Annotated in this window: 22 protein-coding genes and 1 pseudogene; 19 read left to right on the top strand and 4 right to left on the bottom strand. The window is 50.5% G+C overall.

From position 1 onward, the window contains the following. The first annotated feature begins 93 nt into the window (after positions 1-93). Complete coding sequence (locus HY272_08880; GenBank protein MBI3772796.1) at positions 94-519, top strand: helix-turn-helix transcriptional regulator; 426 nt, start codon at positions 94-96, stop codon at positions 517-519. A gap of 139 nt (positions 520-658) precedes the next feature. Here the strand turns inward: HY272_08880 and HY272_08875 are convergent, their stop codons facing one another. Further along, entirely contained in the window at positions 659-1,045 is a 387-nt protein-coding gene (locus HY272_08875; protein MBI3772795.1) for a DUF3775 domain-containing protein, read from the bottom strand. A 165-nt stretch (positions 1,046-1,210) separates the two neighbouring features. On the opposite strand from HY272_08875, the gene HY272_08870 reads away from it, so the two are divergent. From HY272_08870 to groL, 14 genes are all read left to right on the top strand, one after another. Then, positions 1,211-1,477 (top strand): hypothetical protein, encoded by a 267-nt coding sequence (locus HY272_08870; protein ID MBI3772794.1) that lies wholly within the window; start codon positions 1,211-1,213, stop codon positions 1,475-1,477. A 47-nt stretch (positions 1,478-1,524) separates the two neighbouring features. Further along, positions 1,525-2,349 (top strand): chemotaxis protein CheR, encoded by an 825-nt coding sequence (locus tag HY272_08865; GenBank protein ID MBI3772793.1) that lies wholly within the window; start codon positions 1,525-1,527, stop codon positions 2,347-2,349. A gap of 228 nt (positions 2,350-2,577) precedes the next feature. Continuing rightward, positions 2,578-2,970 carry a DUF2784 domain-containing protein gene (locus HY272_08860; GenBank protein ID MBI3772792.1) on the top strand — a complete coding sequence of 131 codons (393 nt, stop codon included), beginning with the start codon at positions 2,578-2,580 and terminating at the stop codon, positions 2,968-2,970. Positions 2,971-2,986: 16 nt separating this feature from the next. Beyond that, on the top strand, positions 2,987-4,015 hold the full coding sequence (gene rtcA / locus HY272_08855; protein MBI3772791.1) for an RNA 3'-phosphate cyclase: 1,029 nt from the start codon (positions 2,987-2,989) through the stop codon (positions 4,013-4,015). Next, complete coding sequence (locus HY272_08850) at positions 4,012-6,792, top strand: AMP-binding protein (protein MBI3772790.1); 2,781 nt, start codon at positions 4,012-4,014, stop codon at positions 6,790-6,792. The genes rtcA and HY272_08850 overlap by 4 nt, the downstream gene beginning before the upstream one ends. 103 nt (positions 6,793-6,895) lie before the next feature. Continuing rightward, the gene (locus HY272_08845) at positions 6,896-7,120 is read left to right on the top strand and encodes a hypothetical protein (protein ID MBI3772789.1); all 225 of its coding nucleotides are present in this window, start codon (positions 6,896-6,898) and stop codon (positions 7,118-7,120) included. A 426-nt stretch (positions 7,121-7,546) separates the two neighbouring features. Beyond that, the gene (wecB, locus tag HY272_08840) at positions 7,547-8,740 is read left to right on the top strand and encodes a UDP-N-acetylglucosamine 2-epimerase (non-hydrolyzing) (protein MBI3772788.1); all 1,194 of its coding nucleotides are present in this window, start codon (positions 7,547-7,549) and stop codon (positions 8,738-8,740) included. 42 nt (positions 8,741-8,782) lie between these two features. Continuing rightward, a complete protein-coding gene (locus HY272_08835) occupies positions 8,783-10,918 on the top strand; it encodes a hypothetical protein (protein MBI3772787.1) in 2,136 nt (711 codons plus the stop codon). A gap of 222 nt (positions 10,919-11,140) precedes the next feature. Then, positions 11,141-12,595 carry a glycosyltransferase family 2 protein gene (locus HY272_08830; protein ID MBI3772786.1) on the top strand — a complete coding sequence of 485 codons (1,455 nt, stop codon included), beginning with the start codon at positions 11,141-11,143 and terminating at the stop codon, positions 12,593-12,595. Positions 12,596-12,598: 3 nt separating this feature from the next. Beyond that, positions 12,599-13,669 carry a hypothetical protein gene (locus tag HY272_08825; protein MBI3772785.1) on the top strand — a complete coding sequence of 357 codons (1,071 nt, stop codon included), beginning with the start codon at positions 12,599-12,601 and terminating at the stop codon, positions 13,667-13,669. 53 nt (positions 13,670-13,722) lie between these two features. Continuing rightward, complete coding sequence (locus HY272_08820) at positions 13,723-14,679, top strand: hypothetical protein (protein MBI3772784.1); 957 nt, start codon at positions 13,723-13,725, stop codon at positions 14,677-14,679. A gap of 36 nt (positions 14,680-14,715) precedes the next feature. Continuing rightward, positions 14,716-15,504, top strand: a complete 789-nt coding sequence (gene yaiO / locus HY272_08815) for a YaiO family outer membrane beta-barrel protein (protein ID MBI3772783.1) — start codon at positions 14,716-14,718, stop codon at positions 15,502-15,504. Beyond that, positions 15,494-16,312 carry a hypothetical protein gene (locus HY272_08810; GenBank protein ID MBI3772782.1) on the top strand — a complete coding sequence of 273 codons (819 nt, stop codon included), beginning with the start codon at positions 15,494-15,496 and terminating at the stop codon, positions 16,310-16,312. The genes yaiO and HY272_08810 overlap by 11 nt, the downstream gene beginning before the upstream one ends. 514 nt (positions 16,313-16,826) lie before the next feature. Then, positions 16,827-18,236 (top strand): chaperonin GroEL, encoded by a 1,410-nt coding sequence (gene groL, locus HY272_08805; protein MBI3772781.1) that lies wholly within the window; start codon positions 16,827-16,829, stop codon positions 18,234-18,236. Positions 18,237-18,245: 9 nt separating this feature from the next. Here groL and HY272_08800 read toward each other — a convergent pair. Then, positions 18,246-19,334, bottom strand: a pseudogene (locus tag HY272_08800) (methionine adenosyltransferase). Positions 19,335-19,655: 321 nt separating this feature from the next. On the opposite strand from HY272_08800, the gene HY272_08795 reads away from it, so the two are divergent. Further along, positions 19,656-19,943, top strand: coding sequence for a GYD domain-containing protein (locus HY272_08795; protein MBI3772780.1), 288 nt, complete (start codon positions 19,656-19,658; stop codon positions 19,941-19,943). 89 nt (positions 19,944-20,032) lie between these two features. On the opposite strand, the gene HY272_08790 is transcribed toward HY272_08795, so the two are convergent. Beyond that, complete coding sequence (locus HY272_08790; GenBank protein MBI3772779.1) at positions 20,033-20,929, bottom strand: M28 family peptidase; 897 nt, start codon at positions 20,927-20,929, stop codon at positions 20,033-20,035. 318 nt (positions 20,930-21,247) lie between these two features. Between HY272_08790 and glgB the strand changes: the two genes are divergently transcribed. Both glgB and HY272_08780 read left to right on the top strand, forming a co-directional pair. Beyond that, positions 21,248-23,416: a 1,4-alpha-glucan branching protein GlgB gene (gene glgB, locus HY272_08785; GenBank protein MBI3772778.1), complete on the top strand. Its 2,169-nt coding sequence runs from the start codon at positions 21,248-21,250 to the stop codon at positions 23,414-23,416. Positions 23,417-23,469: 53 nt separating this feature from the next. Then, complete coding sequence (locus HY272_08780; protein MBI3772777.1) at positions 23,470-23,748, top strand: hypothetical protein; 279 nt, start codon at positions 23,470-23,472, stop codon at positions 23,746-23,748. An 89-nt stretch (positions 23,749-23,837) separates the two neighbouring features. Here HY272_08780 and HY272_08775 read toward each other — a convergent pair whose 3' ends face one another. Next, positions 23,838-24,281 (bottom strand): CBS domain-containing protein, encoded by a 444-nt coding sequence (locus tag HY272_08775; protein MBI3772776.1) that lies wholly within the window; start codon positions 24,279-24,281, stop codon positions 23,838-23,840. A gap of 115 nt (positions 24,282-24,396) precedes the next feature. On the opposite strand from HY272_08775, the gene HY272_08770 reads away from it, so the two are divergent. Beyond that, on the top strand, positions 24,397-24,771 hold the full coding sequence (locus HY272_08770) for a LysM peptidoglycan-binding domain-containing protein (GenBank protein ID MBI3772775.1): 375 nt from the start codon (positions 24,397-24,399) through the stop codon (positions 24,769-24,771). Positions 24,772-24,907: the final 136 nt, after the last annotated feature.

Here is a 24,907-nt window from a genome sequence, read left to right as displayed (position 1 = left end):
CTCCCTGGGGGGCATTACTTGCAAAAAGCAAGCTAATCATAGGCGGTGTACTTTCAATTTACAAGTAGTTATAAAAAGTCCTATAGTCAGATCATGAATACGAAGCAAAAAACTCAAGCTAATCGCCGCTCACCATGTCCAATTAGCTTTTCGCTGGATATATTTGGTGACAAGTGGACCTTGCTGGTCATCCGTGACCTGATGTTCTTCGGCAAGCGCTATTACGGCGAGCTGCTTGCGTCACCCGAAGGGGTTGCCACCAATATTTTGGCTGAGCGTCTGACACGGCTGGAAGCTGCTGGGATCATCGACAAAACCATCGATCCGGAACATCGTTCTCGCAAGATTTACACGCTAACCGAAAAGGGGATGGATCTGGTGCCGTTGGTGTTGGAAATGGTGGCTTGGGGGGCTAAGTACGATTCGGATACCGGGGCACCGCAGGAGATTATCCGGCGGATGAAGACAGACCGGCAGGGATTGATCAATGATATTCGTTTAAAACACGGTGTTAGATGAGGTCGAAGGCATTAGCATTGAACGAAAAGTGTATCTGATGTGCTGTGTGCCAGCGGTACTGTAGCGGCGAACTTGTATCCATGCAGATGAAGAAAACGTTCATATTCTCTACTGAGTGCTGATATCGACTGTTTGATGTTTACTCTTCACAGCTATAACCGAGGAGGGAAAGCCCTTCGGTCAAGTAGTCTGCGATTAAGGGCCTGGCCATGAGGTATTCTGCGGTCCGAGGCGTCCAACGCTCTTTGGCGTCGGAGAAGGCATCGTCCCATTGATCCACGCTGTAATCGCCCCGTCCCAGCCACATTAAAGCAACCAGAGCGAACTGCTGATCGGGTTCCAAGTCATCAATAGCGTCACTGAATTCTTGGTAGGTGAGATCATCTGCATGATTTGCTAAGACTTGGCGTGCCCAATCCTCACTTGGGCTGAGCGGTTCATCGGGAATGACGACTTCTTCTTTGGCGTGAAACCCCTTGGCCTTGTTGATAAGGAAACAGACCGTTTCCGGATTAAGTTCTAACATATTGCCTCCATTGCATAAGCAAAGACCGAGTATTTGATGGTTACATTTAATCACTATAGTTCAACCCACACACATTAACCAAGAACGGATGCGAGCCGGTGGTTGCCCCGTCTGTTTCAAGCGTTAACACAACAACTTGAGGTTTTCAGCGTCTATAATTAATTCATGTCCGAAATTACCTCGACTATTCGTGTTGAATGCTACGCCGGCTATCGTGGAGAGGAGACCCCACGCCGCTTTTTTCTTGGAGAGCGGGAGATCGAGGTGGTGGAAGTCGTAGATCGCTGGCTTGACCCCGGGCATCGCTATTTCAAGGTGCGAGGTAATGACAGTGGCGTGTATATCTTGCGCCAAGATATATCCAAGGATTATTGGGATATGACTCTTTTTGACAGTGGTTCTCGCGAAGAGACCCGGTTGTCTTCGACGTGATCCATTTGCCATGACCTCATACCGGTCCTTGGTTGGTGTTGAGCATAATGGATGAGAATGCATGTGTGGAATTTCTGCAATGGGCGTTACCAGAGTTACACATGCGCTGGACTGGGTTTCGCAAAGTCCACAACCAGGTGTGTAAGCGCATCAACCGGCGGCTACAGACCCTGCAGTTACGGGACATTACCGCATATCAAGAGTATTTGCAGTGTCAGCGTGAAGAATGGGCGGTCCTGGATGGGTTGTGCCGCATCACCATCTCTCGATTTTTTCGCGACCGGCTCGTATTTTCTACTTTGCAACGGATCATCTTGCCGGAATTGGTGCAACAAATGCAGCGGCGAGGCGAAACGGTACTGCGCCTATGGAGCGTAGGTTGCGCTGCGGGGGAAGAACCCTACAGCCTGAATATTCTCTGGGAACTCGACGAAAAGCAGCGCGTGGCGCATGCACAGGCAAAGATAGAAATTATCGCAACGGACAGCGATCAGCAGATGCTCGATCGTGCCGCTGAGGCTTGTTACTCCTACGGCAGTATCAAAAATATTCCCGAGGATTGGCGTCAGCGTGCCTTTAACGAAGACGATGGCGAATTTTGTCTGCGGCCACCGTTTAGGCAAGGGACGCATTTTATGTGCCAAGATATACGGCTTGAAACCCCAGAGGATGTTTTTGATCTTATCTTGTGCCGTAATTTGGTGTTCACCTACTTCGAAGATCGCTTACAAAGACAAGTACTGTCGCGCCTGGAACAGGCGCTGCGACCAAAAGGATGGTTGGTAATCGGCATTCACGAAACTCTCCCACAAGACTATGATGGTTTTGAGGCATGGTCGCGCCGGCTCGGCATTTATCAACGAAGGTCTTGATAGGCTAAACGATTGCTATACTTAATCATGCGGTCAATCATGCGCGAGTGATGCCATTCTCGCGAACTCGAGAATTCAGTAGTCTACGAACATTAATAAGCGCTGGATTCCGATTCTCCACTATGCTTCGCCCACAATGATGAATTATTCAGTGGCTCCATGAGGGATAAACATGGCAATTCTTGGTATGAGCTTGGGTATATTCAATTCGGCGGCAGCGGACCAGTAATGATGCTCCAGTTCTTAGCTGATTCTCTTCTTGTCATACATGCATTATTTATAGCATTCGTGATCCTTGGTTTGGTTCTTATCGTGACCGGGATGTTAAGACAGTGGCGCTGGATTAAGAACCTGTGGTTTAGAGTCATCCACCTGCTGGCGATCGGATTTGTCGTCGCGGAGTCATGGTTTGGCAGGATATGTCCCCTCACTGAATGGGAGAATCGCTTAAGAGAAGCCGCCGGTGGTGTTGGATATTCGGATTCATTTATCGAATATTGGCTGCATGAAATCGTTTTTTATGACTTGCCCCCGTGGCTCTTTACTATGGCATACACAATCTTTGGAATATTGGTGTTGCTTGCATGGATACTTGTGCCGCCGAGATTCTCACGGCGGTGAAAAGGTACGCAGAGTGATGATAGAGATCGATTGCTCCCATGGCGAAGGAGGTGGGCAACTGGTGCGCACGGCGGTTGCGGCGGCAGCGCTGATGCAGACGCCGGTACACCTCAGTGGTATACGTGCGCGGCGTGCAAATCCGGGGCTTGCCGCCCAGCACCTGACGGCGGTGCGTGCCGTGGCCGATCTGTGCGGCGCGAATGTCGCTGATATCGCCTTGGGCGCGACTGAATTCGATTTTTATCCCGGTGCCTTGCGCGCGGGACGTTATCACTGGGACGTAGGCACCGCCGGCAGCATTACGCTGGTGTTGCAAGCCGCATTGCCTTTGGCGATTCTCTGTGGAGGGGCAGTACATATTCGAATCACTGGCGGTACGGATGTGCGCGCCGCGCCGCCGCTGGATTATTTTCTCCATGTATTTTTGCCGTTGCTCGCGCGCATGGGCGCGAATATCAGGGCCAGTGTGCTACGTCGCGGCTACTATCCTCGCGGTGGCGGTATCGTGGAACTCGAAGTAATGTCTGCGAAGATGCTGCATCCCTTGCATCTCGAGACGCCTGGTGCGCTGCAAGCATTGACGGCTTATGCGCATGTCGCCAATTTGCCTCAGCACATCGTTGATCGAATGTGCGCAACGACGGAAAGGTATTTGAATAGGGCGTCTGTGCAGATAAATGCGCAAATACTGGGACGGGAACAGGCCATCGGCCAAGGCGGTGCGCTGACGCTCGTGGCGTGCACCGAGTACACCCGGCTGGGAGCTGGGGTCACCGCGGAGCGAGGAGTTCCCGCCGAGCAGTTGGGAGTGCAGGCGGCACAGGCCTTGCGTTCGGAACTGGATGCCGGCGCAACGCTGGATGTTCACGCCGCAGATCAGTTGTTGCTCTATATGGCGTTAGCTTCCGGCATGTCGACGTTTCGCGTGCGCGAATTGAGTTCGCACGCCCGCACGACGCTGTGGTTGCTGGAGCGACTGTTTCCTTTGTATTGTCGTGTGACGCAGCAGGGGACGCTTATGGATGTGGAATTGCAGTGCAGATGAACACGGAAGATCAGGCCAAGGCGCTGCTTGATATCGTCGGGGCGCTCGCCACCGAGTTGCGTCCCGCCATGCGGGTGGCAGTGACCCTCGACAGCACGCTGGATCGAGATCTTGGCTTCGATAGCCTGGTACGGGTCGAACTATTGCTGCGCTGTGAACGTTTCTTCGATGTGAGTCTGCCGGAGCAGACACTGGCTACAGTGGAGACGCCGCGCGATCTGCTGCGCGCGGTACTGGCCGCTGGCGCAGCACGGCGACCAGTTACGGCAGCGGAAATCAGTGAGATTGCCGTCGAGAAGGTGACGGCTACGCCCGATCGTGCCGCTACACTTTTAGAAATGTTGGATTGGCATGTGGCCTCCCATGGTGAGCGCACGCACATTGTCCTCGTCAAAGACGCAGGCGAAGAGGTGATTAGTTACCGGAACTTGCGCCAAGAGGCAACGGCGATCGCGGCGGGCCTGCAAGGTCATGATGTGCAGCCCGGCCAGCGCGTGGCGATTATGCTGCCGACCGGCCGTGAATATTTTTACAGTTTCTACGGTGTGTTGCTGACTGGCGCCATCCCTGTGCCTATCTATCCGCCCGCCCGCGTGTCGCAAATCGAGGACCATTTGCGCCGCCATGCAGGCATCCTCAACAATGCCGCGGCGATTCTTCTGATCACCATGCCTGAAGCGAGGCGGCTGGCACAGCTGCTCAAATCCCACGTGGCAAGTCTACGCACCGTGGCAACGGCTGAGGAACTCTTAACTTCGGGGAGAACTTTCACCCAGGTTGCCAACAAGGCCGAAGACATCGCGCTGTTGCAGTACACCTCCGGCAGCACCGGTAATCCCAAGGGCGTGGTGCTGACGCATACCAATCTGCTCGCCAACATCCGGGCGATGGGGCAAGCGGTACACGCGGATGCCTCGGACATATTCGTGAGCTGGCTGCCGCTCTATCACGACATGGGACTGATCGGCGCTTGGTTGGGTAGTCTGTACCACGCCATTCCTCTTGTCGTCATGTCGCCGCTTACCTTTCTGGCTCGTCCCGAACGCTGGCTATGGACTATCCATCGCCACCGCGGCACTCTGTCGGCGGCACCCAACTTCGCCTATGAGTTATGTCTGCGCAAGATCGACGATCGTGACATCGAAGGTTTGGATCTGAGCTGCTGGCGCATGGCCTTCAATGGCGCCGAACCGGTCAGCCCCGACACCATTCACAATTTTCAGCAGCGCTTCGGCCGCTATGGTCTGCACATGGAGACTATAGCACCGGTGTATGGCCTCGCCGAATCGGCGGTGGGTTTGGCTTTTCCCCCTCCTGGCCGTGGCCCGATCATCGATCGTATTCAGCGCGAGCCGTTCATGTGCAACGGTCTAGCCCTTCCCGCCGCCGATGATGAATCGGATGCCCTGCATTTTGTGGCCTGTGGTCAACCGCTGCCCGGTCATCCGATCCGCATTGTCGATACCGCAGGCCATGAAGTGGGCGATCGCGTAGAAGGACGACTGGAATTCCAAGGTCCTTCTGTCACCTCCGGCTATTTTCGCAATCCGGAACAGACCCGCCGCTTGTTTCACGATGGATGGCTAGATTCCGGCGATTTGGCCTACACCGTCGCCGGGGACATCTACCTCACGAGTCGCGCCAAGGACATCATCATCCGCGCCGGGCGCAATATCTATCCCTATGAACTGGAAGAGGCAGTGGGCAATATCGCAGGCATCCGCAAGGGCTGCGTCGCGGTATTCGGCAATCCCGATCCCGCCACCGGTACCGAGCGCCTGGTGGTACTGGCCGAGACGCGCGAAAGTGAGGCGGTGACGTTGAACAAGCTGCGCGAACAGATAAACGCCTTGGCGATGAACCTGCTCGGCGAGCCGCCGGATGACGTGGTGCTGGCCCCGCCTCATACGGTGCTCAAGACCTCCAGCGGCAAAATCCGCCGCGCCGCCAGTCGCGAATTCTATGAAAAAGGCGTGATCGGCGGATCGCCCCGCGCGGTGTGGCGGCAATTTGTGCGCCTGACCTGGGCGGGGACGGTGCTCCAAGTGCGGCGTTCGCTGCACATGACAACCGATGCCCTCTATGCTGCGTACGCCTGGGTGTTGTTCTGGGTATTGGCGCCACTCACCTGGCTGACGGCATCATTGCTGCCGCGCCCCGTGTGGAGCTGGTCCCTGAGCGGTGTCATGGCGCGGCTGTTTGTGCGCCTGTCAGGCACACCGTTTCTGGTGCGCGGGGTGGAAAATTTGCCAACCGGCGCGTGTGTATTGGTGGCCAATCATGCCAGTTATCTGGACGGCATACTCGTGGTCGCCGCGCTGTCGCGGCAGTTCAGTTTTGTCGCCAAACGCGAGCTGCAGAAGCAATTCATTCCCCGCGTCTACCTTGAGTCCATCGGCACCGAATTCGTGGAGCGCTTTGAGTTCGAACAGAGCGTGGAAGATGTGCAACGGCTGCAAAAGATACTACGTGCCGGCCAATCGCTGATTTTCTTTGCAGAAGGTACCTTCGACCGCGCGCCGGGACTGCTGCCGTTCCGCATGGGCGCATTTGCCATCGCGGCACAGGCAGGTATAGCGATAGTGCCCATGACCATCCGGGGTACGCGTACCATTCTACGTAGCGACCAATGGTTCCCACGTCGCGGCGCGATCAGCATTACCATCGGCGAACCGATCTTACCTGAAGGAACAGATTGGTCTGCCGTCCTCACGTTACGCAATGCCGCCCGCGCGGAAATTCTGCGCCACTGCGGGGAGCCAGACTTAGCAGGATGATGGGAAAGGTTGTCGCGACATTCGCTTGCCGAAATATCCTGTACACGCCATTCATCATGAAGCGCCCCGAAAAGGGTCGGCTCATCTCGATCCAGATACCGCAATGAATCCGTACATGCTAGAGGCAGCGTTGCGCGCCGCCGGCGTAGCGTACGCATTGGTTAGCCATGGCTTAGAACGAGTCGCTATCGCCGATTTTGATGTACATTACGGTAACGGCACCGAAGATATTTTTAAAGCTGATCCGCGAGTAATGTTGTGTTTGACCTTTCAACACCCATTTTATTCCCATTGCGGCGCGAATGGCGGCAATCCATATAAATTATAAATTCCATTTTTACCCTTTCTTCCATTTTTATTGCAACAAGTTTACTGGAGCGAAAAGAGAATATCTGCATAAATTTTTGCTCGTGACTGAATTAAGCGCTGGCCTCCATTACCGATGGTTGTAATCGTAGTGTTCGCATAAATGGAAACACGCAACGATGGTTGCAAAGGATATATGAACACCTATCAAGTCAGATTCTGACCTATATTAAGATGAAAACAAAGACCATTCTGGCAACGTGTAAAACAAAAATATTTTAGAAAAAATTCACTAGTTATTATTAATAATATGGTTTTATTGTTGACGACATTAATTGACTTGCATTCGTAATCAACGTGGGGCAGAGTGGAGATATAGTTGCAACATGTTTTTCTAGTCTATAATCAAAACAAATAATCAATACAATAATAACAATAAGGGGAGGCAATGAAACAAATATTGTTGGTATTCGGGACGCGTCCAGAAACTATTAAGCTTGCATCATTAATCCGCACCCTTAATAAACGTCCGAATTTTGACGTGAAGATTTGTGTGACAGGCCAGCATCGTGAAATGCTGGATCACGCACTAGCCTTGTTTGGGATAACCCCTGATTACGATCTTGATTTAATGCGAATCGATCAGGATTTAACTTCAATTACCACGGGCGTATTGAATGGCCTGAATAAAGTGCTTGACCAGATATCGCCAGACATTATGTTAGTCCACGGCGATACAACAACTGCAATGGCGGCGAGTTTGGCCGCATTCTACCGACAAATTCCCATAGCCCATGTAGAGGCGGGGTTGCGCACCTGGAATATAAAATCTCCCTGGCCCGAAGAGGCTAACAGGCGGATAGTCTCAACACTTGCAACTTTGCATTTTGCTCCGACCAAACAAGCTTGGCAGAACCTGGTTCAAGAGGGGATTAGACATGACAGAATCATCATAACCGGTAACACGGTGATTGATACCCTATTGATGATGACTCAGGAAATTGGGCTGGATAAATCATTGCAGATTCAACTATTGGCGCAATTTTCCTTCCTGGATCCTGATAAAAGACTAATTCTTGTCACTGGCCATCGTCGCGAAAACTTTGGCGATAAATTCAAAAGTTTCTGTAATGCGCTGCGAATGCTATCCGAGCGACACCCGGAAATACAAATTGTCTATCCTGTGCATCTTAATCCACAGGTCAAGAGACCTGTGCACGCCAACCTTGAAAATCTACCCAATGTTTATTTATTGGATCCCTTGGATTATCGTCCATTTATTTATCTTATGTCGCGTGCATATCTGATCATTACAGATTCCGGTGGCATCCAGGAAGAAGCTCCCTCGCTTGGTAAACCAGTATTAGTTGTCCGGGATGCTACCGAACGGCCGGAGGCTATTGAGGCGGGGACGGCGAAGCTGGTGGGAACCGAGCGCGATTTCATTGTGGCAGCGGTAGAGGAATTACTTAATGACCCAAGCGAATATTCACGCATGGCTCGTGCACATAACCCGTTTGGCGATGGAAAGGCGAGTGTGCGGATCGTCGACGTATTAATGACCGAGTTGCAGGATAAGGTTGTAGTATTTTCTCGTACGAGCAATGCTCTTGAGCAAGCCGAGAGGGTCACCGAGGACTAAACAACAACTGTTAAAACCAACACTTCATAAGTGAGGCGAACTATGAGAATAGATTTTTTGAAATCGCTACGGCTGGTCTTGAACACTTTATTTGTTCTGATTGCAATTCAGCTGAACACCGTTACAGCTATGGCTGGAGGCGTTGAAGGGTTGGCGATGCTGCTGCCGGATGATGTTGTGTCTAGTGACCCTCGCATGCAGACATGGCGCGATGCAGCCGATGAAGAAGGCTTGCAGCTGGAATTTATTACCGACAGCCAATTTTTGCAGATGGGGTTAACTTCTCTAAAATACAAAGGGATTATCCTCCCAGATCAGATTCATCAACGGGCAAGCAATGAGCTAATCGCGTCAGTTAAAGAGTACGTGAGCCGAGGTGGTCGACTGATGTTGGTTTACGACGCCGGAGTATTAACCGACGCAGGTTTTTATCCACCTGTAAAATCGAGATTTAGCGATCTCGTCGGAGTTGATTATGTGCTTTATGATGCACTGCGTGAATTCACGATCGGTTTAGGACCGGTATTAGGTATCGAAAAAACGCTTTGGGAATTACAGGTGCCTCCTGGTAAGTCGATGCCGTTTTCTGGAGTACCTTTATTATCGCCACAATATCTACAATCAGATTCTACAAATCCCGGCGGGGTAATCAACTACGATCATCGACTCCATCAAAAACTTAAGTATCAGAAACGAAATGATGCACAAGCTGATCAGCGTTTTCTAGGAGTAATCAAAGGCCCCAAAATCAACCATGGCCACCACTCGCCGGGGGCAATTTATGATAGCAAGGAAGATGGTGGAAGCAATGACTATGATCTTGATGAAACCGATTACATCTTTAAGAAAAATCGAGACAAATCTCCACATACGGTTAACCTGCCGCAGCCGATTTCGCCATCGACATCAGTATATGGGGTGAGTGGATATGTATATGGATTCCTTGATTATCCGAGTTATGTAACACAGGGAAATTACACAGGTACAGTGCTTTTGTCTTCGATGGACTTCGGCTTAGTGGCGGGTCTGAATAATTTCGGCAATGGCAAAGTGCTTTTCGTCAATACCCCGTTGAGCTACCTTAAGGGTCAAACGGATGGCATGCTGATGCACGGATTTCTTCGCTATTTTGGTGCTGATCTGCTGGGTTTGCCAAGGCTTGCCAATCATCCCAAAGGCAGAGGAGGTATGGTGCTGAACTGGCATCTCGACTCAGCTGAGGCCTTGCAGCCAATCCAGACCCTGGATACGCAGGGCATTTGGGATCAAGGGCCATATTCCATTCACCTTACCGCGGGTCCTGATGCCATTGTGCCTGGCGACGGTTTAGGGCTTAACGTCCCAAATAATCCGGTTACTCAGCGCTGGATTAAATATTTTGTCAGAAAAGGGCACCAGGTCGGCAGTCATGGAGGCTGGGTACATGATTATTACGGCATTAATGCAAACGAACTCAATCAAGCTCAATTTGAGCCATTCCTTGTGTTGAATAAGAGCGCGATTGAGAATGTTACAAAGCAGCCAATTACCGAATATTCCGCACCGCAAGGCAATAATCCAGTGTGGGCCATGAACTGGTTGGAGCGGAATGGCATTGTTGGCTATTACTTTACCGGCCACACCGGTATGGGTCCAACACGCGGATATCGCCAGGGCATGCTAATGAATCCGGGTATGTGGGCTTTTCCGGTGAGTACACTGGGCGAATACGCGACGTTTGAAGAATTTTCCCAATATGGTGTGAGTCAAGCCGAGATAAACCGTTGGCTAGACGCACTGGTCGATTTTTCTGTGCACAATCGCACAAGCCGCTTGATCTATTTTCATCCACCCGGCGCAGCTGATTACCCGGATGTCATGAAGTCGCTGCTGGATCGCACAGACGCCTATGAGGCAAATAAAAAATTCGAGTGGTACACCATGACCGATCTGTCGAATTTTTTGACCAGTCGTCGACAGGTGTCGTGGCATGTCGTGGAAGACGCATATGGACGGATAAAATTTGTCGCGACTCATCCTGAGTCACTCGCCAAACAAACGTGGTTATTGCCCAAAAATAGCTATGGCAAGCCTTACATTCAGAAGGGCAAGGCAAAAGTTGAGGAGGGCGATAAGAATTGGGTAGTCATTGCTAGATCCGGCAGGGAATTACAATTTGCCGCCATGCCCCTTAACTAAAACTAACGAAGATGGTTTGAGACTGATCCCCCCTTTTCTCTCGGTGTGAGAGAAAAGGGGGAGTTGTAAATCATGACCAAAATTATTTAATGGCCAAAAGATAAGTGCATGAATAGCCTCTCTGCTAAATTACTGGCAATATTCATCGTGTTGCTAATGACTGGGCAAGCAGTCGTGGCCGAGACTTCTGCGCTCACGCCATCACCCGCAGAACAAACATCAATGGTGCAGCAAGCACCCATATTGATAAACACAGTCGGGTCTGAAATTACAAATGCGCTAGATCACCGATTGGAATTCAACAAATACGACGCATGGATACAATTAAGCATTGTGGATTCATTTCGGCAACAAGCCTTAAATGTAATACAGACAAGGCTATCAGCCACGGATATAGCCGATCATCATAATCAATCATTGTTTATGGGATTATCATGGTTACTGATAATTATAGTGACGCTAATTCTGGTATATGCAATTCGTCACTATCTATTTACGTTGAATCGTCTATTCGGTGTCCAACGCTATCCTTATCTGGATATTGATACCGCAGAATGGCCGAATATTACTGTTTTTGTCGCCGCTCACAATGAAGAAGCCGTTATTGCCGGCGCCATAGCGGCGTTGCTTGAGGTCGATTATCCCGCCGATAAAATGACCATCATGCCGGTGAATGATCGTTCTACCGATAAAACACGGGAGATTATCGATGAATTCGTAAAGAAAAATCCGCTGCGAATCACCCCTTTTCATCGTGGCCACGGCAAGCCAGGGAAGGCCGCAGCGTTGAAAGATGCCACTGAATTAGTTGATCGTAGTTGCGAAATCATCATAGTGTTTGATGCGGACTATATTCCGTCACGTGGTCTGATAAAACAACTTGTGGCACCCTTTTTCGATCCTGAGGTCGGTGCGAGTATGGGGCGGGTGGTGCCCAATAACGTCGGCAGTAATCTTCTCACCAGGCTATTGGATCTTGAGCGAGCAGGGGGCTATCAAGTCGATCAGCAAGCACGGATGAACATGCGTCTTCTGCCGCAGTATGGCGGAACAGTAGGAGGTATCAGGCTAACAGCGCTGAAAAGTATCAGTGGTTGGGATGATAGTGTTTTGGCCGAGGATACTGACATAACCTATAGGCTGTTACTTAATAACTGGAAAACGGTATACCAAAACCGCGCCGAGTGTTACGAAGAGGTGCCCGAAGATTGGGCTGTGCGTATCCGGCAGATTAAACGCTGGGCCAAAGGGCATAATCAGGCCTTGGTGCGACATATTGCAGGCATATTGCGTAAAAGCGATTTGCGCTGGCCTGAGCGAATTGACGGAGCTCTATTGTTAGGTATTTATGCCTTGGCCCCTTTGTTAATCTGTGGCTGGGTAATTTCGATAATTTTATTCTATTATTTCACATCACCGATAGTAACTATTTTCATGGCATCATTTTCGATTTTTTCCTTTAGTGCATTCGGTAACTTTGGCGCATTTTTTCAGGTTGCCGCTGCAACTTATCTTGATCGAAATCAAAACCGAACCCGGTTGCTGCCCTTGATGTTCTCCAGCTTTGTGGTAAGTACGTTTTCGATTTCAATAGCCACCTGCAGCCAATTGATCGATGCCCTCTTTAAGCGAGAGATTAAGTGGGATAAGACCGCTCGATATCGAAAGGCGCCATAGCTCATGTGGGAGTCATTATTATTTGTGACCACAGCAGGGATTCTGTTGTTACCTTTGGGGCCTGCGCTACGAGAATTGTTTTTTGGTCTGGATACCAAGCCTCTATCTATCGTTCAGGCATATGATAGCAAGATCGCCAACTTTGCCAATCGATTTAGCGATTTCATAGCCAAAGAAAGCGTAGCGATAGCCAAGGGAGAACCAAGTACCGAATTTTGTTCGAACTATCTTTTCGTCGATCAAGGCGAGGAGGCGATATTCACGCGTGAAGAGATTGATCGTCGATTGATTCAGCGAGTCGTTATTGCTGATAGGTATCTGGCTCTGCCCAACGACTATGCATTTACACGGGAAATTTATTCTAAACACGCAATTGTTGGAGGTCGCGGAACTCGGTTTAAGGCCGTGCTGACGCTTGACACATTTGAATTAGGAGAAGGCAGCACCGTATTTCGTTGGGCGCATGGTCGAAGAATCTATCTATCATCATGCTGCGAAGTTAGGGGTAGACTATCGGCAGAGGAAGAGATCATATTGCACCCAAATTGCTCATTTGAACGCATCCACGCACCGACTATCCTGTTCTTGTCGGGTGAGCACGAAGTAATGCCTGTAAGCCTTGCCGAAAGTGAAGCACTAACCTTGCGGGCGCCGATACTGTTAGTTGACGCGGACCTCGATGAGGCGGGGCGCTGGCTGTTGAAGCGCGACCTGACAATCCCTGCTAACAGTTACCTGCTGGCGGATATCGTGGTACAAGGCGATATCACAATCGGCAGCGGTGCAACTATAGAAGGCAGTATTAAGGCTTATGGTAATGTTGAGCTTGACACAAGTGTCAAAATTACTGGCGCTATTGTCAGTGAAAAAGATATCTTGATCGGTGGACAGTGCCGTATTCAGGGCCCGATTTCGGCAGAAGGACGCGTAGCGATAAGCCCCTGGACAGTCATTGGCAGTGAAAAATCTCCTACGACTATTACAGCGAATAGGATTAACGCAGAGAGTGAAGTGATTGTGCATGGGACCTTATGGGCCAGGAACAATACGTTATCCAAAATCTGCCGCCAATGAATCAACTAATTTCCCGGACCATTCTAACTGCACTATTATGCTTGAATATCGGGATGGTGCGGGCGTCAGAACTGCTATTGCCTGGATATCAACGGCAGGATGGTGCCATCACGCTGCACCTAAATGGTGACCGGATTGATCCGTATTTTGCCTCAAAGGCGTTACTTATGTCGTATGCCACGGGCCTCGATGTTCAACGATCCGCAACAGCCTGGATCGAGTGGGCGATTCAACAACAACATAGCGACGGGCTTTTCTATCGTATTTGTCTTGAAAATAATGCTTATCACGATTGCGGACCGGCCGATGCCGATGATGCCATGCTCGCTGTTTGGGTTGAATTATTAACCACCGTCGCGCCAGCTTCAGGAATGTCTAGTCACTGGCAACAAAGCATGCAGAAGGCCTATCGCTATCTCACAACGGTCTTGTATGACAGGCAAAAAAAAATATTCTGGATATCGACAGCACAGAGAGTTGGCCTTTTTATGGACAATACCGAGGTCTACTCAGCGCTAAGGAGTTTGAGTAATTATTATTCACGTCTTGGTGACAAGGAGCGTGCAGGGGCGATTATGCGGAAATCGGATGTGTTGCATCAAAATATTATTCTTCAGTTCTGGCTACCGATAGAGAAAAAGTTTCGCGCTTCCATGCAACAATATGAGAATCACGGCTTTTACCCGGATCAAACCGCCCAGATAATTCCATTGTTGGCCGATTTTAAAACCCCATTAAATAACGATCAACGACTCTATTCCGACTGGATGACGGAAAACAAAAAGGCATGGCATGAGCAGGCCACTAATGACTATCCATGGGGTTTGATCGCTGTTGCCGCAGCAAAGCGTGATGACTGGGCCACGGTATCCTGCTGGTTGTCGCATGCTTCGGCTTTCAGGCATGGGGAACGATGGAATGTGCTAGAGGAGGCAGTGTTCCAGGGATTGATGTCACGCCCTGAAGTGCCAGGTGAACCTGAAAAACTGATTAATTGCACGAGTGAATAAACCATTATTATGAGAAATCGAACGATGAGGAGAATCGTGGCGGCACTATATCTGGCAATCCAGGCCGTCTCGTTGGCCTATGCTGCGGATACGCAAAATATGTCAGGTTCCGCTAATCCTAGCGGGTATGTGAGTCTTGATTATATGCATGCCGAACTGAGCGGGGGTTATTCCGATTGGTCTGACCGGACATTACACCTCAATCTTCAGCTGCGCTCAGATGATCAAGTCAGTGTGGAAATTAGCAAGCAAACCCATTTTGATGATCAAGGAACGTTTTATGGCCTGGGCTTTAATCATACTTTCAGCAGAAATTGGTATGGGGCACTAAATCTAGGTAGTAGTAAGGGAGGGATTTTTCTGCCTCAGTTTCGTGCCGATGCCTTTCTCAGTAGAAAATGGATGGATGATAAGCGACTCATCACCACTCTGGGCTTGGGTTACTACGATGCCAAGGACGACCATGTTGACCATAGCCGGCTTATAAGCGCTACGTATTACTTTCCCGTACAACTCATTATTGAGGTTGGGGCGCGCTTGAACAATAGTGATCCGGGCGATGTTTCGTCGAGCCGAGGCTACGCAGTGCTGACTTATGGCGAGAACAAACGGCAATATCTCACATTACGTTATGAAAGCGGCAAGGAAGCCTATCAGCTGATCGGTAGTAACGCGGTGATAAGTGACTTTGTGAGTCACGAATCTATAGTCTCCTGGCGGCAGTGGCTGCTGTCTAATTATGGATGGAATATCTCAGCAAATCACTATGTAAATCCAAATTACAACAGAACAGGAATTCAAGCCGGATTGTTTTATGAATTCTAAGCTTGATGGCAAGGCGCTACATGGCCAGGCGGCAGCGATGCCTGACAGCCGCCTGAAATATTTTGGCCGCCAAATTCCGATTCATAGGGCGATTCATAATTATCATTTTCCGCGCAGTCGGCTAAAAACTGTCTTTTTTCTTCCTCTGGTTTTTACACTGCTATCCTGGCCGGCTCTCAAGCTGGTCGCCATTTCCTGGGGATATTTCTTTGATTTTTGGATCACCAAACTTGGTGTTGTTGGTTCAGTTTCATCTGGAACATATGGACCGGCATGGCTAAATTTAGAAATGCCCTACTTAAATATATCGGCATCCGCACCTGATGCCTCCGTATGGTGGGGGATGATTTTTGTTATCGTGTTTACTGTTGGAGCAAGCTCCGTTATCCCAGACAGATATTTACCGCTGCGTTACTTCATTCGATTATGCGCGCTGATTCAGTTTAGCTCCCTAATATTTTTTGTTTTGTCGCCCGGTGCGTTCCATTACACGCTCCAAGATCATCTAATGGGATTCGAAACAACTGCCATATTCTTGATGATGGTACTTCCATGGATACATGCACTGATTTACTACATATTCGAATTTAGTCTTTCCAAAAAGATTCTGTTCACTTTGATATCGCTGTTACTCTGCAGCTTGATTGCGCCTTTTTTAATGATGATTCACGCTTATTTAATATATAAATATTCTTTGATGTTATTGCCGTTACTATATTTTATCTTCGGTTTTCTCTTCCTGATCATGGCGTGCATTTCAATATATGGTTGGGCGATGAGTTGGAATAGCGGTCAGAGAATTTCATAGCCGTCGCCAACCTTGGTCAAAACGTGTTGGCGAATTTATAACAAGCCGGCAAACCAGGCGCGCGCCTCATTAGACCAAGTCAAAGGGGGCGATATATCGGCTCCATCGCAGGTGTATTTCGCTGGAATCGTTTCTTGGTGATCAAATACGGGTGAAATGATGTGCATGATTTCCATTTCCTCCTGCGGCATTAAGATTGGCGCCAATAATCGTAATGCCTTTACATTTCATTTTCGATCTCACGAAATTACATTTTGGCGATAATTTATCCGTGTCGATTTACCTGTTATCTAGGATATGCCAGTGTAGTGATATATCTATAGCCATGTCATTAACCTCTGATCAATATAAAATCAGACACTATAGAGATGTTTGCAGTTAAACTGTCGGTTTTGACCTTCCCACTCGTCTATTCTATAGTAGTTTATATACTCTTAAACTACCAAGCATGTCACTACTAGCACGGGTTAATGTGCATTTCAGTATATTTCGAATGACAGGGAGCTTGAATCCGATGCCTCACAAACAAATCCTGTTTCGTTCTGCCGCACGTGAGAAGATCCTTCGCGGCGCCACCGCGCTTGCCGATGTGGTGCGTCTAACGCTGGGTCCAAAATCAAAATCGGTACTCATTGAAAGGAAGTGGGGCGCTCCGATTGTATGCAATGACGGTGTTACCATCGCTAAAGAGGTCGATCTTAAAGATCCGGAAGAAAATCTCGGTGCACAGATGCTGCGCCAGGCAGCCGAAAAGACAGGCGATGCCGTAGGCGATGGTACCAGTACGTCAACGGTGCTGGCGCATGCGATTTTCGCGGAAGGCATTCGCAATGTCGCCGCGGGTGCTAGTGCCATCGACATCAAACGTGGACTCGATTATGGACTCAAGGTTGCAGTCGACGCCTTGCGGGCATTGTCGAAACCTGTAAAAACGCGCAAAGAGAAGGCTCAGGTCGCAACATTGGCGGCACATAATAACCCGACGATCGGGGAGCTCGTCGCCGAGGCCATGGAAAAGGTAGGTAACGATGGTGTGATAACAGTGGAAGAGTCCAAGACGACTGAGACCGTGCTCGACGTGGTCGAGGGAATGCAGTTCGATAGGGGTTATATCTCGCCTTACTTTGTTACCGATCCGGAAAAGATGGAGGTGGTTTTTGAAGAAGCACATGTCCTGCTTTGTGATAAGAAGATCGGTATATTGAAGGACTTGCTACCGATTCTTGAGCAGGTGGCGAAGAGCGGAAGGCCTATTTTGCTGATCGCTGAGGATATCGAGGGCGAGGCGTTGGCGACCCTTATCGTCAATCAGATACGCGGCGTGTTGCACAGTGTTGCCGTGAAGGCCCCCGGTTTCGGTGACCGGCGCAAGGCGATGCTGGAAGATATCGCTGTCCTTACCGGCGGACAGCTTATCTCCGAAGAGATCGGGTTCCGTCTCGAAGATGTTCAACTCTCTCAGTTGGGGACTGCCAAACGCGTGGTGGTGGCACGTGAAACTACCACGATCATCGGCGGCGTGGGAGATAAAAGTGCGATTGACGGGCGCATCCGGCAGATTCGTGTACAAATAGAAAAGTCAACGGGCGACTACGACCGTGAAAAACTGCAAGAGCGGCTGGCCAAGCTCGCCGGTGGAGTTGCTGTCATCCGTGTGGGTGCGCCTTCGGAGGCGGAGATGAAAAACAAAAAGGAGGCGCTCGATGATGCTATCAGCGCCACCAAGGCAGCGGTTTCTGAGGGTATTGTCCCCGGCGGCGGACTGGCACTGTTACGCTGCATGGAAACGGTCGCCGCGGAAGAGGGGAAATTGGAGGGGGATGAGAGAACAGGGTTGCAGATTCTGCATCGCATTCTGAGCACGCCTACGCGGCAAATCGCTGAAAATTCGGCGGTCGATGATGGCGGGCATCAGGTCTCTTAACGATCGGTTTTCTTCGGTACGGACTCGAACATCGACTCCCCGCGGTTCTTGAATCGGTTTGCCGATCTGGCTCACGAGATAACAGTATGCTTCGCTGACGTCCTGGATATCTCGAACGAGAGACGCAGCGATGCGCGTGGCGGTCACGTTGTAAAGCTTGCCTACGTGAGTGACCGGGTTCTTGCCGGCCACGGCTTCCATGGTCATCGGCCGGTAGGGTGTGATGAGTCCGTTCGACCGATTACCGCGTCCCACTTCGCCATCGTCGCCTGCCTCTGCTGAAGTGCCGGTGACGGTCAGGTAGATGCTGCCTGTATTGAGATTGTCCGCGGTATTCACATACACGGTAACTTTTTTATCGGTCACTCGCCTTGCGATGTCTAGAACAATAGCCGTGAGTCTTCCCTTATTCTCCAAGTAGTCGTCGATGTTATGGATGTAGCGGCTGATGAAGGCGCAAGCGACGGTAAGGATGATTTCATTTTCCTCGCGGACAGCCATGACTTTAATGTCTTCGCCGAACCCAGGATGGGCAGGTTTCATTGTGGGGTTATTGAGATGGCTTTCCACTGAGTGCGCGAGTTGTTCAAGTTCATCCAACGGCGCGAAACCCACGCCGCACGAGGTGTCGTTGGCTAAGGCGATACCGGTTTCCTGCTGGCGCAGATAGAGATTGACCAAGTCGCTGGAGCCGGGCCGGATCAGGCAATGGAATTTCAAATGTCGCTCACAATCCACCGCATGCATATGCTCGCTGAACCATTGCCGTGTGGTTTCTATCGCAATTTCATCGACAGGCACCTTACTGCCGTTGACGTCGTGGGTCGCCCGCCCGGCAAGGTAGATTTCTATCGGTTGCAAAACGGTTCCGCCGCCGAATTCAACATGAGCCGCGCCGCCTCTGATAAGCGCTTTGTCGACGTTGTGATGCAGGATGAGTCCGAAGCGATCGAGGTAGTAGCGACTGAGGGCGATGCTGAGTCTCTCCGCTACGGCGTCACAGATTGTGTCAGGATGTCCGATGCCTTTGCGTTCGACGATTTCTATATCCTGCGTGTGGACCGGCGGCGTGGAAAGCTGGGTAATGCGTATGGACATAGAGAAATCCAGATTCAATTGGCGTATTTTAATTTTCCCCGATCTGGTCTTGAAATTCATCCATGTGATACTCAAGGTAGTGAGGGCGTAGCAGCCGATCCTTAGGTTTTAATGCAGTGGACCATCATGGAATTACATGGGTAATGGCGTGTTGATCTAAATGGAAGTGGCTGCAACGTTATCTTTCGAACTACATGGGTATGACTGGCTACCCAACATTGCATCGGTCGTGATTATGGCCTAGATTTATATCAACGGTTTCTGCCGCGCGATCCCTGTATGCGGTTGACCGATGCCAGTCAAGCGCATAGGAGCTCATCCATGGCAACATACATTATCTTCAGTCAGTTAACGCCAGGTGCTTTGACCGACCCCAAAGAGTTTAAGAGGCTCGCGGAGGGCGTCTCCGAGAAGATCAAGCGAGAATGCCCCACCGTCGTCTGGAAACAAAGTTACGCCACTATGGGGCGCATCGATGTGGTCGACGTTGTAGAGTCGGCGGATCCCGTCCAAGTGGAAAAGGCGGCCATGATCATTCGCGCCTTGGGGCGTTGCAACACGGAAACACTGGTGGCCACTCCATGGAAGGAGTTTTTAGATGCGTTATAGCGGATGCCTCGCAAAGGATGAACAGGAGCAAATCTATCTACGTAGCGTTAATCCGCTTATGTCAAGAATGTGGGGTGTGGGGTGGCAGGCTAAAGAGCATAAACTGAGTCGCGCCCCGCTAAGGCGGCGAAGGCCTGGAACAGCCCGCTAGTCACCTGGGTCAACGAGGAGTAATCGAGCTTCTCCGGCGTGTCATCCGCCGTGTGGTAATAGGGGTAGCGATAAAAGGCAGTGTCGGTCACCATGAAGGCGCGGTAGCGCTGGCGCCAAAATGAAAAGTGATCGCTCCAGGCTACGCCGGGAACCAGGGCAAAAGTGGCGGTTTGCTCCAGCGGGAAATCCGAATAGGCACGAAAAGCAGCAGCAGCGCGGTGCATCAGCCGGCGCGAAACAAGATTAGAGACGAAGGCGATGAAATCGCCACGATCCGGGTAAAAGGCGCGGAAGAGAGGTGGATAACGCTGGCTACGTGGCTCACCACGAAAGTAGCCAATGGTTTCCAGCGAAGCCATCAGACGAATGTTGTCGCCGCGCCTGCGGGCCATTTTTGCATACACCAGGCTGCCCATTTGTTTCCACATAAAGAAGGGCGGCTCTTCATTGACGAAGGCGACAAAGCGGACGCTGATGTCCGGTGTGAGCTGAGTAAACAATCGCGATAATTCCAGTAGGGCTGCAACACCGCTGCCGTTATCGTTGGCGCCGGGACTGCCAATGACAGAATCGTAATGGGCAGCAATCAGCAGTAACTCGTCCGGCCTGCGCTGACCGGGGCGGGTGATCTCCAGATTCGCGCAGTCGACACCACTGACCCGGTAGGTATATGGAATGACGTGATAGCCCTGTGCCTGCCACGTGGCGGTGATGTAATCCGCCGCACTGTGCAATGCCTGAGGGTTAAACACATTGCGCTCCCCAATCTCACGCGCCAGTTTTATGACGTGCGCCTCAAGCTTCGTCGGACTGACCTCCTCGGGTGATGGCACGGTTTCTCTCCTTATTGAGCGGCATTGCAGCGGCTCGTGAATGTACTATAGTCGTTGATGTATTTTGTGGCTATGGAACCATCGAGCACGAGAATCGTCAGCCTGAGGATGATTCCCATGTTGATTAAACACTTTAGATTGAACCGCGCATCAAATGAGGATGCACTATGGTTAACCGAAATATTGAATAGGGAAGGTTCCCAATTTCGAACTCGAATCGAATTGAGCACAGAGAATGTTCTAAGTCTAAAATGGGATTAGGGGAGTTCGAGTCTGTGCGTTGAGCGGGTTGAAACTAAAAATCAGGGAGGATAGTGCATGGATCGCACGGTTATTCAGGTGGATCTGGAAAGGATTATCCAGGCCCGTCACAAAGACCCGTTTACGGTGCTGGGGCGACACTGGGTGGACGGCCGTCTTGTCGTGCGCGCCTATCTTCCGTCCGCCAGCGAGGTCTCCCTCGTTGAAAACAACCAGCCCATGCAGAGGCTCTCCGGCACCGACGTATTCGAGTGGGAAGGTGATAGCGGCAGCATGCCGGAACGCTATCGCTTGATCTGGCGCGACACCACCCATCGCCAACATATCGCCTATGATCCTTACAGCTTTCTCCCGCAAATCTTGGATTTCGATCTGCACTTGTTCCGTGAAGGCAAACACTGGCACGCGTACCGGTTCATGGGCGCCCACCCTCACGAGGTGGACGGAATCGCGGGCGTATTGTTCGCGGTGTGGGCGCCCAATGCCGAGCGTGTCAGCGTCGTCGGCGAATTTAATGGCTGGGACGGGCGCCGCCATCCCATGCGCTTACGGGATGGAAGCGGCGTTTGGGAACTGTTCATCCCCGATCTTGCCCCGGGTGTATTGTACAAATACGAAATACGAAATGCGTTGACCGGAGAGGTATTCGTCAAAGCCGATCCCTACGGCCAGCAAATGGAGTGCCGGCCGGCCACGGCTTCCATCGTCGCACCCCGCAGTCAATATGCGTGGAATGATAGTCACTGGCTCGAGCAGCGCGCCCACTTTGACTGGCAACACCGCCCTATGTCTATTTACGAGGTACATTTGGGGTCGTGGCAGCGTGGGCCGGAGGGGGAGTTTCTTAATTACCGCGCTATGACGCAGCAGCTCATACCCTATGTACAGGAGATGGGCTTCAGTCACATTGAACTGTTGCCCATCACCGAGCATCCGTATGATCCGTCGTGGGGTTACCAGACCACTGGCTATTACGCGCCCACTAGCCGTTATGGCAGCCCCGATGACTTTCGCTATTTTGTCGATTATTGCCATCAACACAACATTGGTGTGTTTCTCGACTGGGTGCCCGCCCACTTTCCCAAGGATGCTCATGGTTTGGCACGCTTCGACGGCACCGCGCTGTACGAGCACGAGGATCCGCGCCGGGGCGAACACTTGGACTGGGCGACCCTGATTTTCAATTACGGTCGCAATGAGGTGAAAAATTTCCTTCTCTCCAGCGCCGTGTATTGGCTGGAGGAATTTCATATTGACGGCCTACGGGTGGATGCGGTCGCGTCGATGTTGTACCTGGATTACTCCCGCACCGAGTGGCTTCCCAATCAATATGGTGGCCGCGAGAATCTCGAGGCCATCGACTTTCTGCATTTGCTCAACACGGTAGTGCACCGCACTCACCCTGGTGTGTTGATGATGGCCGAAGAGTCTACCTCCTGGCCGCAGGTTACGCGTCCCATTCATGTAGGAGGTCTGGGTTTCGATCTCAAATGGAACATGGGATGGATGAACGATACGTTGAGATACATGTCCCACTCGCCGGTTCACCGTAAGTATCATCATGATATGCTCACGTTCAGCATGCTCTATTGTTTTACCGAAAACTTCCTATTGCCTTTCTCCCACGACGAAGTCGTTCACGGCAAACAATCCATGCTCCACAAGATGCCGGGGGATGAGTGGCAAAAATTCGCTAATTTGCGCCTCCTCTATACGTACATGTTCACCCATCCGGGTAAGAAACTGTTGTTTATGGGTACGGAGTTCGGCCAGGGGCTCGAATGGAACAGCGCCCAAGTTCTCGATTGGTACGTGCTCGATTATCCGGTGCATCAGGGGATTAAAGCCCTGGTGCGTGATCTGAATCGCCTCTATCATGCCACGCCCGCCCTCTATCAACATGAGTTCGAATGGCAAGGTTTCGAGTGGATCGATTGCCATGATGCCGACCAATCTGTAATGAGCTTCTTGCGCCGTAGCGATCATGATTATGTCATTGTAATCGCCAACTTCACTCCGGTGCCACGCTATAATTATCGCATCGGCGTACCGGACCCGGGCGTCTATCAAGAAATCTTCAACTCCGATTCGCAGTTTTACGGTGGAAGCAATCTGGGTAACGGCAGCAAGATGCCAGTCGCTGAGCCGGTCCCATGGATGGGGCGACCTTATTCCATCCCGTTAGTCATCCCGCCGTTGGCGGCCATCCTCCTTGTGCCCCGGTGAACTCAATGACATAAACTTAGCGTTTACGAACAGCCATTATTGAGGAGTATATTATGACCTTATCGATCACCGAGCTCGCCCTGGCCCGTGAAGCAACCACCGAGTTACTCAATGAACTTGGGTTGGATGCGTACCTCTTTGAAGTCGAACCACGTGATGCTCAATGGGAGCTAAAGGTTGAGTGTGCGATGGCGACGGATGGCGCCTGGGAAAGTATCAGGTTATTCGTACCTAAAGAGGTATTGTTGATGAGTCAAGATGATGCCTCGATTCATCAGCGTATACTCGCGGACTTGGGAGGCCATCTTATCGCGTGCAGGCGCGGGAGATGATAGTACAGTAGCAGACAAGAAAGTGCCGACACGAATTCTCTTGCGCGGCTTTGCATTTCGTCCATGGCAAACCGTTAATGTTGCCACGCCTACTTTCGCGTTGAACGTTCCTGTTCTTGTTCGCGTCTGACGGTTTTAGCAAGTTCTTCAAGCTCGTCAGCCAATAGCTCAAGCAGATCATCCAGTGTTGCGATCCCAACTAACCCGCCGCTCCGATTGATAACTGGTATCCGTCGGACACCCCTGATGCGCATCCGCTGCAGGGTATCCCAGATATCATCGTTTTCATGCGCCATCAGGACATCACGATTCATAATGTCTCCTGCTGTAACTGCCTCATGAGATAGCTCTTTCGCAAGTATCTCAATGACAATATCACGGTCCGTCACGATTCCAATCGGGGCATTTTCTCCCTCGCTGACGACGACAATATCTCCGACATGATGCTGACGCATCAGCTTTGCCAGCTCGACGATAGTATTATCCTTTTTCGCAATAACAGTATCTCGAGTACATATCTCTCCTATTTTCATAGATCCTCCTTAGTCACTCGACTGGATAGTAAGAGCATAGCATTCAGATTGTCATCCGCCATAAATATTTAATGAAAGGTGTTATAATTCGATCATATTCTATAATCATTAAATAATGTCTCGCCTTACTTTATACGCCTTGATTATATTGTTCGGGATGCTACAAAACCTTTGTCAGGCAGAGCTTGGCGAGGGAATGCCGGGGCTCATAGGTAGGCGATTTAGTTACACTATTTTATCTGGCGACTATCTGGAAAAGATCGGCGCGCGCTTCGGCGTTTCTGCGCAAGTCATTGCAAGGGATAATGACATTACTAATCCAGACCTTATTATACCGGGCCAGAATCTCTGGATAGATAATCGCCATATTGTTCCAGAGTTTATTCAAAATGGAATTGTCATTAACATTCCGCAGCGAATGTTATTCATGTTTCAAGATGGGAAACTTATCAGCGCCTATCCTGTTGGATTGGGAAAACCCACTTGGTAATCTCCCCATTTTTAGCTGCTGCCAAAAGTAGAGGTCATGCGGCTACTGCCAGCATTTGTTTTGGTGGTAATCCATCATTAGCCTTGTGAGGGCGTTCATTATTGTAAAACCATAACCATGAGGTTGCATAGTTCTG

This window comes from Gammaproteobacteria bacterium (assembly GCA_016200485.1).
GTDB lineage: Bacteria > Pseudomonadota > Gammaproteobacteria > Tenderiales > Tenderiaceae > JACQEP01.
Note: the sequence above shows the minus strand (reverse complement) of the source record. Positions and strands in the feature narration are given on the sequence as shown.

Excerpts from the sequence above, each read along its gene's own strand:
- HY272_08880 (MBI3772796.1), top strand. The coding sequence starts at position 94 with ATGAATACGAAGCAAAAAACTCAAGCTAATCGCCGCTCACCATGTCCA.
- HY272_08875 (MBI3772795.1), bottom strand. The coding sequence starts at position 1,045 with ATGTTAGAACTTAATCCGGAAACGGTCTGTTTCCTTATCAACAAGGCC.
- HY272_08870 (MBI3772794.1), top strand. The coding sequence starts at position 1,211 with ATGTCCGAAATTACCTCGACTATTCGTGTTGAATGCTACGCCGGCTAT.
- HY272_08865 (MBI3772793.1), top strand. The coding sequence starts at position 1,525 with ATGGATGAGAATGCATGTGTGGAATTTCTGCAATGGGCGTTACCAGAG.
- HY272_08860 (MBI3772792.1), top strand. The coding sequence starts at position 2,578 with ATGATGCTCCAGTTCTTAGCTGATTCTCTTCTTGTCATACATGCATTA.
- rtcA (MBI3772791.1), top strand. The coding sequence starts at position 2,987 with ATGATAGAGATCGATTGCTCCCATGGCGAAGGAGGTGGGCAACTGGTG.
- HY272_08850 (MBI3772790.1), top strand. The coding sequence starts at position 4,012 with ATGAACACGGAAGATCAGGCCAAGGCGCTGCTTGATATCGTCGGGGCG.
- HY272_08845 (MBI3772789.1), top strand. The coding sequence starts at position 6,896 with ATGAATCCGTACATGCTAGAGGCAGCGTTGCGCGCCGCCGGCGTAGCG.
- wecB (MBI3772788.1), top strand. The coding sequence starts at position 7,547 with ATGAAACAAATATTGTTGGTATTCGGGACGCGTCCAGAAACTATTAAG.
- HY272_08835 (MBI3772787.1), top strand. The coding sequence starts at position 8,783 with ATGAGAATAGATTTTTTGAAATCGCTACGGCTGGTCTTGAACACTTTA.
- HY272_08830 (MBI3772786.1), top strand. The coding sequence starts at position 11,141 with ATGGTGCAGCAAGCACCCATATTGATAAACACAGTCGGGTCTGAAATT.
- HY272_08825 (MBI3772785.1), top strand. The coding sequence starts at position 12,599 with ATGTGGGAGTCATTATTATTTGTGACCACAGCAGGGATTCTGTTGTTA.
- HY272_08820 (MBI3772784.1), top strand. The coding sequence starts at position 13,723 with ATGGTGCGGGCGTCAGAACTGCTATTGCCTGGATATCAACGGCAGGAT.
- HY272_08810 (MBI3772782.1), top strand. The coding sequence starts at position 15,494 with ATGAATTCTAAGCTTGATGGCAAGGCGCTACATGGCCAGGCGGCAGCG.
- groL (MBI3772781.1), top strand. The coding sequence starts at position 16,827 with ATGCCTCACAAACAAATCCTGTTTCGTTCTGCCGCACGTGAGAAGATC.
- HY272_08795 (MBI3772780.1), top strand. The coding sequence starts at position 19,656 with ATGGCAACATACATTATCTTCAGTCAGTTAACGCCAGGTGCTTTGACC.
- glgB (MBI3772778.1), top strand. The coding sequence starts at position 21,248 with ATGGATCGCACGGTTATTCAGGTGGATCTGGAAAGGATTATCCAGGCC.
- HY272_08780 (MBI3772777.1), top strand. The coding sequence starts at position 23,470 with ATGACCTTATCGATCACCGAGCTCGCCCTGGCCCGTGAAGCAACCACC.
- HY272_08775 (MBI3772776.1), bottom strand. The coding sequence starts at position 24,281 with ATGAAAATAGGAGAGATATGTACTCGAGATACTGTTATTGCGAAAAAG.
- HY272_08770 (MBI3772775.1), top strand. The coding sequence starts at position 24,397 with ATGTCTCGCCTTACTTTATACGCCTTGATTATATTGTTCGGGATGCTA.